This is a genomic window from Gemmatimonadota bacterium (assembly GCA_026706345.1).
Classification (GTDB): domain Bacteria; phylum JAAXHH01; class JAAXHH01; order JAAXHH01; family JAAXHH01; genus JAAXHH01.
Genome location: JAPOYX010000223.1, coordinates 1 through 14795, shown reverse-complemented (window position 1 = coordinate 14795; position 14795 = coordinate 1). Strand labels below are relative to the sequence as shown.

General features: G+C 62.5%; 13 protein-coding genes. 10 read left to right on the top strand and 3 right to left on the bottom strand.

The features are described 5' to 3' along the window. The first annotated feature begins 51 nt into the window (after positions 1 to 51). From OXG98_15835 to OXG98_15800, 8 genes are all read left to right on the top strand, one after another. Positions 52 to 2283, top strand: coding sequence for a TonB-dependent receptor (locus OXG98_15835; GenBank protein MCY3773477.1), 2232 nt, complete (start codon positions 52 to 54; stop codon positions 2281 to 2283). Positions 2284 to 2297: 14 nt separating this feature from the next. Beyond that, positions 2298 to 3188, top strand: a complete 891-nt coding sequence (locus tag OXG98_15830; GenBank protein ID MCY3773476.1) for a DUF4249 family protein — start codon at positions 2298 to 2300, stop codon at positions 3186 to 3188. Positions 3189 to 3422: 234 nt separating this feature from the next. Next, entirely contained in the window at positions 3423 to 6194 is a 2772-nt protein-coding gene (locus OXG98_15825; GenBank protein MCY3773475.1) for a hypothetical protein, read from the top strand. Positions 6195 to 6226: 32 nt separating this feature from the next. After that, on the top strand, positions 6227 to 7117 hold the full coding sequence (ubiA, locus tag OXG98_15820; GenBank protein MCY3773474.1) for a putative 4-hydroxybenzoate polyprenyltransferase: 891 nt from the start codon (positions 6227 to 6229) through the stop codon (positions 7115 to 7117). A 35-nt stretch (positions 7118 to 7152) separates the two neighbouring features. Further along, entirely contained in the window at positions 7153 to 7881 is a 729-nt protein-coding gene (locus OXG98_15815) for a class I SAM-dependent methyltransferase (protein MCY3773473.1), read from the top strand. Next, entirely contained in the window at positions 7878 to 8501 is a 624-nt protein-coding gene (locus OXG98_15810) for a UbiX family flavin prenyltransferase (GenBank protein MCY3773472.1), read from the top strand. The genes OXG98_15815 and OXG98_15810 overlap by 4 nt, the downstream gene beginning before the upstream one ends. After that, complete coding sequence (locus OXG98_15805; protein MCY3773471.1) at positions 8498 to 9157, top strand: endonuclease III; 660 nt, start codon at positions 8498 to 8500, stop codon at positions 9155 to 9157. The genes OXG98_15810 and OXG98_15805 overlap by 4 nt, the downstream gene beginning before the upstream one ends. A gap of 42 nt (positions 9158 to 9199) precedes the next feature. Then, a complete protein-coding gene (locus OXG98_15800; GenBank protein MCY3773470.1) occupies positions 9200 to 10168 on the top strand; it encodes a DUF993 family protein in 969 nt (322 codons plus the stop codon). Between the two features lie 7 nt (positions 10169 to 10175). Here the strand turns inward: OXG98_15800 and OXG98_15795 are convergent, their stop codons facing one another. The 3 genes from OXG98_15795 to OXG98_15785 all read right to left on the bottom strand — a co-directional run bounded on the left by OXG98_15795 (position 10176) and on the right by OXG98_15785 (position 12912). Further along, the gene (locus tag OXG98_15795; GenBank protein MCY3773469.1) at positions 10176 to 11078 is read right to left on the bottom strand and encodes a hypothetical protein; all 903 of its coding nucleotides are present in this window, start codon (positions 11076 to 11078) and stop codon (positions 10176 to 10178) included. 97 nt (positions 11079 to 11175) lie between these two features. Next, positions 11176 to 11457, bottom strand: a complete 282-nt coding sequence (locus OXG98_15790; GenBank protein MCY3773468.1) for a hypothetical protein — start codon at positions 11455 to 11457, stop codon at positions 11176 to 11178. A gap of 9 nt (positions 11458 to 11466) precedes the next feature. Further along, a complete protein-coding gene (locus OXG98_15785) occupies positions 11467 to 12912 on the bottom strand; it encodes a DUF2851 family protein (GenBank protein MCY3773467.1) in 1446 nt (481 codons plus the stop codon). A gap of 214 nt (positions 12913 to 13126) precedes the next feature. Between OXG98_15785 and OXG98_15780 the strand changes: the two genes are divergently transcribed. Next, the gene (locus OXG98_15780) at positions 13127 to 13846 is read left to right on the top strand and encodes a lysophospholipid acyltransferase family protein (GenBank protein ID MCY3773466.1); all 720 of its coding nucleotides are present in this window, start codon (positions 13127 to 13129) and stop codon (positions 13844 to 13846) included. Positions 13847 to 13849: 3 nt separating this feature from the next. Further along, positions 13850 to 14551 (top strand): HAD family hydrolase, encoded by a 702-nt coding sequence (locus tag OXG98_15775; protein ID MCY3773465.1) that lies wholly within the window; start codon positions 13850 to 13852, stop codon positions 14549 to 14551. The last annotated feature ends 244 nt before the right edge of the window (positions 14552 to 14795 follow it).

Sequence of the window (14795 nt, the reverse complement as noted above, 5' to 3'; positions counted from 1 at the left end):
GTACGTGGGGTGTTTTTAACGACGGACTCGGTGTGGTTCCTATCGGTAACTATGAAGTTAAGCGCAGTACTTTTTTCCCTGCTGTTGATCCCCGCCCCGGCGCAGGCCGCTACGATAAGCGGATTCGTTACGGATCGTTCCACCGGCGAATTCCTGCTTTCCGCAAACGTGTTTCTGAGTGGCACCTCGCTCGGTGCGTTAAGCAACGAAAACGGCTACTACGCGGTTACCGGGATACCCGCGGGTTCCTATGTTCTCGTCGTGTCCTATGTCGGGTACGAGACCTACCGGGACACGCTGAGCCTGGGAGCCGAGGCGTATCTTCGAAGGGACGTGGAACTCGTTTCGACCGTACTGATCGGCGAAACGGCCGTGGTCGAGGCGGATCGAAACAGAGACGAACGGCTTGCGCAACCCGGTTTCGTCGCCCTCCAGGCCGCGACACTGAAGGAACTGCCCGCCATCGGAGAAACCGATCTGCTGCGCAGCCTTCAGCTGCTTCCGGGCATCCAGGCATCCTCGGACATCAGCAGCGGCCTGTACGTACGGGGCGGAGGCCCCGACCAGACCCAGATTCTTCTCGACCAGATCCCCCTCTACAACCCCTCCCACGCATTCGGCTTCTTTTCCATCTTCAATCCGGAAGCCATCAAGGACATGCGGTTGCACAAGAGCGCCTATCCCGCCCGGTACGGAGGGAACCTCGGCGCGGTGCTCGACGTGACGAACCGCGACGGAAACCGCAACAGTCTCCGCGGTTCGGGCGGAATCAGCCTCATCTCGATGCGGACCATGATAGAAGGCCCCGTCGGGAGCGGATCCTTCATGGTCTCGGGAAGACGGACGTACTTGGAACCGATCCTGGCCTACATCCGGACTCGCGTGGAGGATATTCCCGGATACTATTTCTATGATGTGAACGCGAAAATCAACCAGAATCTGTCCGATTCCGACAATCTGGTGCTGAGCGGTTACTTCGGCCGGGACGACCTCAGTCTCGAAACCAGCGAGAACGACCTGTTCAGGGTTCGCTGGGGGAATTCGGCCGTAACGGGCAAGTGGACGCACCTCTTCTCGCCGACGCTCTTCGGCAATTTCATCGTATCGGGAAGCGACTACACTAGCCGCCTTTCGGCGAATTTCGACGGTACCGAGGTTCTGTTCAGTAACAGCATCCGAGACCTCAGCGTCAAGGGGGATCTGGACTATGTCGCCGATGGCGAGCACGCGATAAAGGCGGGTTTCCGGGGAACCCGGTACCGGTTCAGATTCAAGAGAAGCTTCAACCAGGACGACCAGCTCGACCTCAGACTGAGGCCCCACGTGATCTCGATGTATGCCCAGGACCAGTGGCAGGCGCGGCCTTCGACTTCGATCCGCGTGGGTCTGCGCGCGAACTACTACAGCGAACGCGAAAAGATCGACCTGGAACCCCGTATCTCCTTGAGCCACCGGCTGTCCGGCGGACTGCGACTGAAGGCGGGTGGCGGGCGGTACCACCAGTACCTGCAGTTGATTACGACAGAGGGTTTCAGCGGCGGTGACTTCTGGGTGCCGCTCGACGGCAGCGTGACACCCGGGCAGGCCTGGCATTTCGTCCTGGGTGCGAGTTGGGACCCGTCGCCGCGCTACCGGCTCTCGCTCGAATCCTACTATCAGCGGCTGGCCAACCTGGTAGTTGTCGACAATACACGGGCGGTGGGCGGTGAAGAAACCCGGTCGGAGGAAGTGTTCATCACCGGAGGCCGGGGCTACGCCACGGGTGTGGAGGCGTTTGTGGAGCGCCTGTCGGGCAGCTTGACCGGATGGATCGGCTATGCGCTCGGGTGGACGCGCCGGCGATTCCCGGAACTGAACCAGGGGGCATGGTATCCTCCGAAGTACGACCGCCGCCACGATCTCGTGGTTTCGGCGAACTACCGGGCGGGCCGCTGGTCATTCGGCTGCAACGTAATCTTCGCCACCGGGCAGGCCTTCACGCCGGCTTCCGCCCGGTACGAACTGAGGGAATCGGCGCGAACTGGCACGCGGGAGGACTATTTCCTGCCTACCGGACGCAGTACCGCGCGCCTGCTCCCGTACCACCGAATGGACCTGAGCGTCAAGCGGGATTTCCGCCTTTTCGACAGGAACCTCCAGTGGTACCTGCAGGTGTTCAACGCCTACAATCATCGGAACGAGTGGTTTGTCCAGTATGACACGGAGGATGACCGGGTCACCACCGCGGAAGTGGTGAAGATGCTGCCCATCGTACCGACGATCGGGCTGAACTACGATTTTTGATCATGAACGACAAGATGAAAAACAAGACCGGGCATGCCCGTTTCATTCCGACCGTTCTGGCTTTCGCCATACTGGCCGGTCTTGCCGCCCATCCGGGTTGTTCCGGAGAACGGGATCCGGCTTCTCTCTTCGGTCCGGCGGAGAATGTAACCGTCGTCGTGGACGCCGTCCTGTATGTCGACCGCCCCCTGCCGGAGATAACTGTCACCCGGACCCGCGCCGCGAATGTCGCGTTCGTCGAAGAGGCTGCCGCGGTGAACGATGCCGAAGTCACTGTCATACAGGGACTTGCGGAGTACAGGTACGAAAGTGCCGGCCAACAGGAGCGGTATCTTCCGCCGCCAGACGCCCCGGAGGTGCGGCCTAAAACGGAATACCGTCTCCGCGTCCGCGCCCTGGGCGGGGAGGTCCGAGGCGTCACGGTAACACCGGACCGCATGGAAATCGATGAGATCGCCATCCTGGAAGAGACTTCCATGGAGGTTCAAAGCCGGCTCGAGCCCGAACCTGACCGCCGGAACGAGGTGGTGTACGGGGAGGGGCTCATCGAGGTCCGTTTCGATCCCCTCGAGGTGGAGGCATACCAGGTCGTCGTACTGGAAGGCGGTTACGCCGAGGGTGGTTCACCGCCGCTGAAGGCGCCCGACGGCCGGCTGCGGCTGCCCTGGTTCGCCATTGGCTCCTCCGGAGAGCACGAAGTCGAAGTATACGCCCTCGACCGGAACCTCTTCGATTTCCTTCGAAGCGTGGAAGCGTCCGGCCAGAACGCCTTCGGGTTCGGGAGTCTGGCGGGCGATACCTTCGAACGCCCGGTTTTCAATCTCGACGGTGGAATCGGCGTATTCGGTTCGGCCTCCGTGGATACGTTCGGTTTCGTCGTCCTTCCTGAAGACCGAAGCGGATAAGCGTCCGATTCGGCCCGGTGTCGGCACCGTTGTTTTGACAACACCCCCTTCTGCGCCTATCTTCTGGATGCGCAGAACTGTCCGGTATGCCTGCATAACCGCGAACCGTGTGGCTTCATGTCCCTTCGCTCGTCAAATCCCGCTCACGCCTCCGACCCTCCGTCTTTTGCACGCTCCTTTTTTGCGATCCAGCCCGAAACCCATACCCGGACGGATACCGGGTCGTTCACTATAGTGCCCGTACTGCGGGGCGAGGCCCTGGAAACGCGCACGGGCCTCGATCTGGCAGGGATCCGGGACCTGGCCCGTTCCGGGGAGGCCGACGCGTTTTTCGCGGTCTATGGGCCCCGCGAAGAACTTGCCGACCGGCTCTGGCAGATCGCGGCCGGTATCGACTCGTTTCTGCTGGACGTGCGCCTTCTCGCGCGGGTCCTTCTGCCCGGACTGAGCGATTACGGACTGGATACGGTCGCGGAACGCTTCGGCACGGGGTCTTTGTCCGGCCGGGACGCGGCCGGCGCGGGGCGCGCGACGGCGCAGGTCTGCCTGGCGCTGCTCGATCTCCTTTCGAACCTGGACTCCGATACATTGTCGACCCTGATCCGCCTGTCGGAGGGCGCGGGAACGGGAATAGAACGGGTAATCGCCGAAACCGAACGATCGCAGGCGGCGATGGAGGGCTCCGGGCGGCGGACGGCGACGCGGCCCTCCGGGCGGCCCGCACGCTCCGGACAGCCTACACCGCCGGCGCAGGAAAGCCCCCATAACCCATCCTTCGATCTCGGGTCGCATACCATCGGGGACGCGGCATGCGATCCCGGCGAGGATTCCGGTCATCCGAGCCTGCTCGACCTGGACGCGTTGGCCGGCCTGTTCGACACCGGCGGGCTCTTTGAAAGCCGCATGGAGGGCTACGAGCAGCGGCCGCAGCAGGCGTCCATGGTCCGGGGAGTCGCCGGGGCATTCAACGAAGGCGAAGTACTGCTGGTCGAAGCAGGCACGGGCACGGGGAAATCGCTCTCATACCTGACGCCGGCCCTGCTGTGGGCCGTGCGGAATGATCAGCGCGTGATCGTGTCCACCAACACGCGGAATCTGCAGGAGCAACTTTTTTACAAGGACCTGCCGTTCCTGCTGGACAACCTGGGGCTGGCGTTCAGCGCCACCCTGCTCAAGGGCCGGTCGAACTACTTGTGCCTGGACCGCTGGCGGCAAGTCACTCGGCGGCCCGAAGATCATCTGACCCCGGAAGAGCGGGAGGCCGCGATCCCCCTGGTGGTGTGGGCGCGGGAAACGAGTACGGGGGACCTCGCCGAACACGCGGGATTCAACACGGCGGCGACCCGCGGATTGTGGGAGAAAATCAACGGGGAAGGCAGCGCCTGTCCGCGGTGCGTTTTCAAGGCGGAGTGCTTCGTCAACCGGGTGAGGGCGGCCGCCCTGTCGTCCCACGTCGTCATCGTCAATCACGCGCTCCTGTTTTCCGATCTGGAGGCCGATCACGGTGTGCTGTCCAGATACACCCATCTCGTTATCGACGAAGCCCACAACCTGGAACGGGCGGCCGTGCAACACCTGACCCTGGAAGTTGGGGGCTGGCGCATGCGCAATACGCTGCGCAGGATGTACTCCGCCGAACTCGGCGGTACCGGTTTGCTGGCCGGACTGGACCGGCTCGCCAACCGGGCCGCGGACAACCAGGAATGGAAGAACCCGTTGGCTTCCGGCGTCCGCGTGTCCATAGACCGGCTGCTGGAGGTGAACACGGAGATCGAGGCGTTCTTCCGTACCGCCGGTGAAGCGGCGCAGCACCATGCCGCAGATCGGCCTGGTCAGAAGACGAAGCTCAGATACCGGGCCGACGAAGACTACGCCAGGGTTCTCAGGTCATCGGCGCCGGGCCTCATCGGCAGCTGCGCGAGGCTGCACGAAGCCCTTGGCCTCCTCCACGAGACGCTGGGTTACGTCCCCGATTCCTGGCTCGAAGACCGCGAAGCCCGAATGAATGCGATTCAGGCCGCCATGGATTTCTGCGGGGGGACGGGAGAGCGCCTTGCCCTGCTTACCGAAGCGGAGGATGAAGAGCGGGTTTACTGGGTGGAGGCCACGCGCAATGATCCCCTGTCCTGCATCCTGACCGGCGCTCCGCTCAGGGTGGCGGAGCGGCTGCACGACGATCTCTTCAGCCAGATGCGAACCGTCGTGCTCACGTCGGCGACGCTGGCGGTCGGCGAGCGGTTCGACTACCATATGGAAAGACTGGGACTTGACCGGATATCGGACGGGCGGCTGCAGGTGCAGGGTATCGGTTCGCCTTTCGACTACGAGGACCAGGTACTGATCGGTGTGCCCGCGGCCTTTCCAACGCCCCGGTCCGGCGCTTTTCAGGAAGCGATCAGCGGGCTTATCATGGATTTGGTCGTCTCCACGAGGCGCAGTACGCTGGTCCTGTTCACCTCCTACAGCCAACTGAACCGAACCTTTCAGGACATCGAGTCGCCCCTGGCGGAGCACGGCGTCGTCGCCATGGCGCAGGGCGTATCGGGACCGCGGACCACCCTGCTGGATCGTTTCAGGCGGACCGACGCCGCCGTACTGCTGGGCACCGACAGCTTCTGGGAGGGGGTCGATGTGCCCGGCAAGGCGCTTGAAGTGGTCGTCTTGGTCAAGCTGCCCTTCGCTGTGCCCTCCGAACCGCTGGTACAGGCCCGGGTGGAGCGAATGGAAGAAGCCGGCCGCAACAGTTTTATGGAATACCAGGTGCCGGAGGCGGTCATCAAGTTCAGGCAGGGATTCGGCCGGCTTATCCGGTCGACGAGAGACTACGGGGTCGTTACGATACTGGATCAGCGCGTAATCAGTACGGCGTACGGACACGAGTTCCTGCAATCTCTTCCCGCGAGATCGGAGATCTTCCCCGATGCCGATGCGCTGGTGGAAGGGGTGACTTACTGGTTCCGCGCACGGGAAAAACGGAAGAGCGGCGGGAGTCCCGCCGTTTCATGATCGATGATGCTTGAATCAAGGGAAGGCGACCTTTGGATCAGAGGAATGCACCGTCCACGCCTGTGATCGGCTCCGTTGCCGTATTCGGCCGGATGATCAAGCTCTCCCACAGCGTCTTCGCCCTGCCCTTCGCGCTGGCCGGCGCCACGCTGGCCGCCCGGACGCACGGGATCGAATGGCAGCAGGTGGCGTGGATCGTCATCGCCATGGTGTCCGCGCGGAGCGCGGCCATGGGATTCAACCGGCTCGCCGACCGTGAGATGGACGCGGAGAACCCCCGCACGCGGGACCGCGCGCTGCCACGGGGTTGGATCACGCCCCGCGCCGTCGCCTTCATCGTGGCGGCGTGCAGCCTGCTTTTCGTCTTTTCCGCCTACCAGCTCAATCCCCTGTGCCTGAAGCTGTCGCCCCTCGCCCTGCTGGTGATCCTGTCTTACTCCTATTTCAAGCGATTCACCTGGGCCACCCATCTGGTCCTGGGCCTTGCCCTCGGCATTGCGCCCCTGGGGGCGTGGATCGCCGTGACCGGCACCTTCGACCCGGCGCCGCTCTGGCTCTCCGCGGCCGTATTGACCTGGGTGGCGGGTTTTGATATAATATACGCCTGCCAGGACTACGCTTTCGACGTGTCCCATGGCGTGCATTCGATACCCCGGCGCCTTGGGGTCCGGCCGGCGCTTCTGACGGCCCGCCTGCTCCACGTGGCCACCGTAATGACCCTGCTGGCCGTCTACCAGGTTTTCGAACTGCATGCGCTTTATCTTTGTGGCACGACCCTGGTAACGGGGATGCTGGCATACGAGCACATGCTCGTCAAGGCGCACGACCTTTCAAGAATAGACGTCGCTTTCTTCAACGTGAACGGTCTCGTCAGCGTCGTCTATTTCGCGTTCATGCTGGGCGATATCCTGTGGCCGATCTGAGTCCCGCAAACGAAAAGTCCCGGCGCATCCGCCGCATGTTCGATCGAATCGGGCACCGGTACGACCTGCTCAACCACCTGTTGAGCGGGTACAGCGATGTCCTGTGGCGCCGGTCGGCCCTTCGCACACTGAATGCGTCCGCGGGCGCCCTGCTGCTCGACGTGGGCATCGGCACGGGAGACCTGGCACTGGAAGCGCTGAAGGGCAAGCGGAGGCCGGCCTTGATCATCGGGGTGGATTCGGCCCTGGGGATGATGCGGATCGGCCGGAAGAAAGCGCATGATCCCGCGGGTCGCGTGGACCGCATCGGCCGCACAGGCCCTACAGGCCCTACAGGCCCCACAGGCAGCGCCATACGATTCGTCGGCGGCAGCGCGGAATCGCTTCCCTTTCGGTCCGGGGTCTTCGACGGAGTCATGGTGGCCTTCGGCGTACGGAATTTCACCGACCGCGCCGCGGGATTGCGGTGCATGTGGCGCGTACTGAAACCCGGGGGCCGGCTGGTGGTGCTGGAGCTTTCCCGCCCCCGGTATCCGGTGGTACGCCACCTGTACCGTCTGTACGCGGTGCACGTGATTCCGTGGATCGGCGGCGTGATCTCGGGCGATGCGGACGCGTACCGTTACCTGCAGGTCTCGGTGGAGGCGTTCCCGGACCGCGAGCGCTTCCGATCGCTCATGGATGGCGCCGGATTCGTGGATACGGGATGGCGCGATCTTTTCCTGGGCGTAGCCACAGTTTATTGGGGGGACAAGCGTTCATGAAACATGTCATCGTCGCCGTCACGGGCGCAAGCGGCGGGCTGTACGCCCTGCGGCTTCTACGCGCGCTTCTGTCCGGCGGCCACAGGGTCAGCGTCGTGCTGTCCGGTTTCGGCCGGTACGTACTCAGAGAAGAAACCGGCCTGGGAGCGGGCGAAGGCCTGCAGGAAAGGCTGGCTGAACGCTATGGCGACCAGGTGAGGCAGGGGACGCTCACGGAATACAAAATCGGCGATCTGGCCGCTTCGATCGCAAGCGGGTCCGTGCACACCGACGGGATGGTCGTCATACCCTGTTCGATGAAAACGCTGTCCGCCATCGCCCACGGCACGTCTTCCTCCCTGATCGAAAGGGCCGCGGACGTCACGCTCAAGGAGGGCCGTCCCCTCGTGCTGGTACCTCGGGAAACCCCGCTGAACATCATCCACCTGCGCAACCTGCTTACCGCCGCCGAGGCGGGAGCCCGTATCGTACCAGCCATGCCGGCGTTCTACCAGAAGCCGTCCTCCTTCGATGACCTGGCCGATTTCATCGCGGGCCGGGTACTGAACCTGCTCGGCATCGAACAGACCCTCTTTACGCCCTGGGACGCGCCATCCGGTGGAGGGGAATCAGCGGAATGAAAGACCGGGACATCCACCAGGTGATTTCCATCCTGGAAGACGAGACTTCTGGGTGGACCGAAACGGCGTTGACGGCGGTGGCCGAGCAGACAAGGCGCGATCCTTTTCGCATACTGATCGGCACCGTGCTCAGCCTCAGGACGAAGGACGAGACGACCGCGGCGGCCTGCGGGCGGCTCTTCGGACTGGCCGACACGCCCGGGGCCATGCAGGCGCTGCCAGAAGAGGTGGTGGACCGCGCCATATATCCCGTGGGATTTCATGCCACGAAGGCGCGCAATATCCTGGAGATCTGCCGGATCCTCGTGGACGAATACCGGGGCATGGTGCCGGACGATATCGACACGCTGGTCACGTTGCCCGGCGTGGGCCGGAAGACCGCCAATCTCGTGGTCACGATCGGTTACGGCAAGCCGGGCATCTGCGTCGACACCCACGTGCACCGCATCTCCAACCGCTGGGGATATATCGCCACCAAAAACCCGGACCAGTCGGAATTCGCCTTAAGAGAGAAGTTGCCTTCCGAATACTGGATCCGGTATAATGATCTGCTCGTCATGTATGGACAAAACCTGTGCAAGCCCGTTTCGCCCTTCTGCAGCCGCTGTCGACTGTCGTCTTTCTGCGACCGGGTCGGCGTGGAGAAATACAGATGACGGCGGAAACCGATTGTCCGGTCACATGGAGGTGATGCGTCAATGGATGAAGTGCTGAATACGCCCGTGGGGTTCGGCCGCGCGCCCCATGTCATCGCGGCCCTGTCCGTTCCGGTCAACGAAGCGGGCGAAATAGATTTCGACGTCTTCGCCCGGGACCTGGAAAGAACGGCTGGGTACGGTATAGAACCCGCGGTGCTCATGGACACGTACCAGATCAACCACTGCACGCTGGATGATCAGGTCAAGGGGCTGGAAGTTGCCAAGGAAGTCATGGACGGGCGGACGTTTACGGCAGGTGTGTATGTCGAGGACGAAATCAGCGGGGACGGCGTCGACGACATCATCCGGGCGTACCGGAGCAAAATCGAGCAGCTGGAACAGCAGTACGGCGCCAGTCCGATCGTTTTTCAGACCGAGCGGCTGAAAGACGCGGACGCCGCCACTGTAGTACGCGTTTACGAGGGGCTGGCCGTAGCCTCACGCGGCGGACTGAAGGCATTCGAGCTCAGCCCGGTCTTCGCGCCGAACGGCTGGATGTTTCCGGGAGACGCGCTGGTCGAAATCCTGGCCGGGGACAAGTGGATGGGCGCGAAACACTCGTCCCTTGACCCGTCCATGGAATGGGTACTGCTCCGGAAGATCCATCGGATCGGGAAGAAGCTGTACACGGGGAACGACTACGATTTCGCCTCCATGATCCTCAACGGAAGCGACGCGCTTTTGGGTATCGCGACGTTCATGCCCGACAAGTTCCGGGAACTCGCGGACGCCTTGCGGGACGGCGACCGCGCGCAATACCTCGACCTGGGGAACAGGATGGAATTCCTCGGGCGGGTGGCGTTCCAGCCGCCCGTGCCCGCCTACAAGCACAGCGCGGCCATGGTGAAAAAGATGCGCGGCTGGTACCCCACGGATTACGTATTGCCCGGCAATCCCCTGAGGCGGGACGAGGCGCACCGGGAAGCGCTTCGCAAAGCCCTCGAGAACCTGGCCGTTTCCTGCGGCTGAGTGGTCCCTAGCGCCGGGTGTACCGGGCCAGGAGACTGGATATCTCCCGGGTCAGCTCGCCCGTCTTGTCTCCGTCTTGGGAAAGCGTGCTTTCGAGGGCGTCCGCCAGGCCGGCTATCTCATCGCAGAAAGCCTTGTGCTCCTTGGCGTGCCGTGCAGTAGCGGCGCGCAGGTCCGTGAGGATTTCCATCGCCCTCGCATTGGGATCGCCGGGATGCGCCATGGATTCCGCCCGGTCCTTTTCCTGTATCGGCGATTCAGCCGCGGCCCCTTGGCCAGGCAGTGTTTCTTCGGTCTGCGTCGCGTCGTCGACCGGCTCCATCTGACTGCCTTCCTCGAGATGCTCGGTGGCGTGTGATTGCTCCTCGTCTTCCTGCGCTTGAGCGTCAACCTGTGGCGCGAATTCTTCCCGCGTTTCCGCGTTCTCCTGTGTCTCTTCGACTTCCCTCGCCGCCACTTCCGCAATCTCAGGCGTTGCCACGTCCTCCCGCGCTTCCGCTTTTTCTTCGTCGGTCCCGCGTGCTTCTTCCACGATTCTTCCGGTTTCTTCTTCTCCGGCGGCTTCCGCCTCATCCCGCCCGTTTGTGGTTTCGAGTTCGGTGGCGGCTTCCGCCTCATCCCGCCCGTTTGTGGTTTCCGATTCGGCGGCAGACTCCGATGAAGGCGAAAAATCGTCCGGCGCCCGGCCGTACTTCCGGCGCGCGGTACCGTTGGTGTCCGGGTCCGGCGGCGCCGGACCGCCGGTCCGGGGATGCATGAACAGATCAATGGATTCCCTGGACACGAAGTATCTGCCATCCTCCATGTAGTACTCCAGTTTACCGTCTTCGCACATTCTCGTGACCTGAATGGGCAACCTCTTCATGATATCCGCGGTTTCCAACAAGGTCATCCACTGCGTTTCCGGCATCTTTCCCTCCTGCACTTTCGCGTTTGCCGCCTGTACCCTTGCGTTCCAGCCGGCTGCTTTCCCGCCGGCCCCTCAAGTCCGGATTGACCGTCCCGGTCTAGAAAGCCTCTCCGGCGACCTGCCGTCCGTCTATTCGCACCTGTAATCTAATGCTCAACAAGGCTTTTGCAAATACTTCCACGAGATGTACATCGGCGCCGATCCGTAGATTCGTGTGCAAAATGCGTGTCTTCCGCAGGGATACCCGGCGGATGCTCCGATCCCTGCAAACTCCGTCGATGTACAGGCGGGCATCCTGGGTCCAGGTACTGAACACCCTGATCTCATGGCCTTTGAATTCCGTCCTGCACTCCACGCCGTCCGGGTTCGCTTCGTTCATTTAACTCCGTTAACTCCGTGCGTCTGGCGGGTACACCGAGCCGTTCATCACGCACTGGCCGCAGGCCTTGTTTCGGCAGGTCTCCCGGTCTATCTGCAGCATGCCTTGCTGAAGGATGGCCCGGTCGATGGTCGCCTTCTTCTCCGGCGTATCGTGAAAAAGCAGGTTCGTCATCGATTGGATCACGCTGTTGCTGGCCTGTCTGCCGTATCCGGTGTACATCTCCCGGACAAGCCGCATCCGGTCCGACCGGCTGTCCCGGTCGGCGAGGGCATAGATGAACGGAAGGACCACGTCGACCATCAGGCCCCGCTGGCGGTCACGGCCGATCAGGGCCGTTCGGGCCGTCCGCGATGGTTCCCCGAACACGGTATGCTTCAGCCAGTAGTCTCCGGGCAGCGGCCTGGTCATTTCCTCAAGCTGCCGCGCGATCAGTCGCAGCAGCGCTGCCGGCCCCCGTTCGTTACCTGAGTTGATCGGGCCGGCGATCAACGTGTCCAGCCCGTCCTGCAGGCCCGCCGCGATGAAGTAACTCATGGCGGCAAGCCGGACCGTGGGAAAGTTAAACGGTCTCAACCGAAAAAACAACCAGTCATGTTCCTGCATGGACCGGACGGGGACGGACCGCCTGAAGGCTTCCCAGCGTGCTTCGATTTCGCTGACGTAAGGGTCGTTCAGGATTTCCCCGCGGTATGCAAGCCGCTGGGAGGGCAACAGCCCGGCTACCCCGAACAGCAAGGCCTGCAGATCGATGATTCGATGCCCGCCGCCCGTGCCGACCAGGGTACGTATCATGGCCAGGGGCAGGCGGCGGGCGAGTGCCTGGCAGGCATCGGTGTTCTTGACGTAACCCGCGGCCCGCATGGCAGCTTCATAGAGCGCCTGTTCCGCCGAAACCCGTTTCATCCTCCGTGCCATGGCCACGGCTTTTTGCCGGAAGCGGTCGGAACCCTTGCGATCGAGCAATGCGTGTACGCGCTCTACGGAAAGCCGCTTCATCAGGCTCTGGCAGGGGTAGCCGACAGGCGCCGGTACCTCCAGCCTCTGCCGGTACTGTCTGCGTATCCGGTCCAGGCCATGCTGAAGGTGCTCGGATAACACCAGCGTGGGGACGTACTGCCCGTTCTGCTTCTGAACGACCGGTATCTTCTCGTCGTGCCACATGACGACGTGAAGTACCACGTTATTGTAATTTGGGTCCCGGCTATGGCCGTGCCGCTGCCAGTCGGCGGGTCTGACATGGATCTCTACGTCGCCGCGGAGGCGTTTCCCCGGTCCGAAGGACAAAACCGCCTGGAGGAAATCGGGCCCGCTGTCGGGATTCAGCGTACCGGGGTGATATAGCCTGAGCGTCCTGCCGTCGGTCAACCGGAGCCTTCCCGACCGCGGCAGTCTTTCCTGCCAGAGGTGCCAGATGAGCGCTTCCGCGATATCCGAATCGGCAATTTTCAGCATGTTACATTTCAAACCGTACGTTCAGGACGGGTCTATGTCCAAATTGGTCGGAAGACCACTCGTGATCTCGTATGCCGGAGGCGCCGCGCGGTCGTTTTTCCGTCGCCGGACCTCGATGAAATGGCGCTGGTTTTTTTTCGCCATGGGGTTATAATCGGATATAAACCGGAGCGGTGCTCCACGTTCATCTGATCTTCACGAGCCGGGTGCTCGCGTGTCCGCAATCTATTCCATCCTCCAGCTCATCAGCGTGGTGATCTTCACGCTGGCGTTCGGCTTGACGGCCATGATGCTGTCTCCATTCAATCCCTCCGGCAGGCTGGTCCACTGGTTCGCCCGCTGGTGGGCGCGCACCCTGCTGTGGGTGGGCCGCGTGCCGGTCCGCCTCGACGGACTGGACCATATTCCGCGGGGACAGCCCTGCGTGCTGGTCGCCAATCACGCCAGCGCGGCGGACATACCCATCCTGTTCGGTTTCCTGCCCATACAGTTCAGGATCATCGCCAAGGATTCCCTGTTCCACATACCCGTTCTGGGATGGTGCATGCGGTTGGCCGGATACATCAGCATCAACCGTACCAATCCGAAGAAAGCCATGCGGAGTCTGCGGAAAGCGGCACGGCAGATCAGGGAGGGGTATCCCGCCGTGGTCTTCCCGGAAGGCACGAGATCGAGGACCGGCGAACTGCAGCCGTTCAAGACCGGCGCCTTTCTCCTCGCCATAGAATCGGGCGTGCCCGTTGTGCCGGTGGGGATATCCGGCAGCTTTGACATCCTCGTTCGCGGCAGTATGAAAATACGTCCGGACGCACAGGTCGGCGTGCGTATCGGTGCGCCTATTGCGACCAGCGGGTATACCACGAAGGACCGGCGCGGGCTGGCCGAAAAGGCACGGACGGCCGTTGAAGACTGCCTGCGTCGGGATGGGCGGTAGGGGATGGGACGACCGGTCGGCTCGATTTTCGAAGTGGGGAACGCGGTTCTCTTCGATCTCGACGACACCTTGATCGACCGCGACCGGGCGCGCGACAGGTTCTTTTCGTTTCTGTTGAATACGTACTTCCCGCGCCTGACGCCGGAAGGGGCCGCGTGGACCGATCGCATGGAGACGCTGCGGGCGCTGGACCAGGGGGGCCGGGGCAGCAAGACGGCGATCTACAATCACTGTTTCAGCGACATACCGGGCATGTCGCCGGAATCGTTTGCGGACCTCATGCGCGGCAAGCTGGCGTCCTACGTTTCCTGGTCGGATGGCGCCGAGCCGCTATTGGAATGCCTTCGCGCCAGACGGCACCCCATGGCCGTGGTCACCAACGGTTCAAGGTCCCAGAGAGCGAAGATCGACACCATAGGTGCGTCGAGGTATTTCGACGCGGTTCTGATCTCGGAAGAAGTGGGGACCGCCAAGCCGGATCCGGTTATTTTCAGACAGGCGATGTCTCGGCTGAACGCCGCACCCGGCCGGTCCGTCTTTATCGGGGACAGCCTGGAGCACGATATCGCGGGCGCCAGGAACGCCGGGATGATGGCGGTGTATCTCAACCGGAGCGGAGAGGCGGGTATGGACGAATCCCTGTGTGACCTGGTCGTCTCCGACTTGAGGGAGCTGTCGGACCGGGTGATCGGCCTTGAGGCCTGACGGTTGGCAATAAGGCGCCAATCCGGCTGCCGACACAACGCTGGGAAGGTAATCCGGTTTGCCGCGTAACGTGCCGTCGAAGGTAATTCGGTTTGCCGCATAACGTGCTGTAACCTGCTGATCGAAGATGATCAGTCACCGTTAACCATGGAGGATCCGTCTCATGAAACGACGTCTTACCACATGTATACCGGGTATATACATCGCCCTTTTCGCCCTGGGCTGTACCGAAACCGCTCCTCCG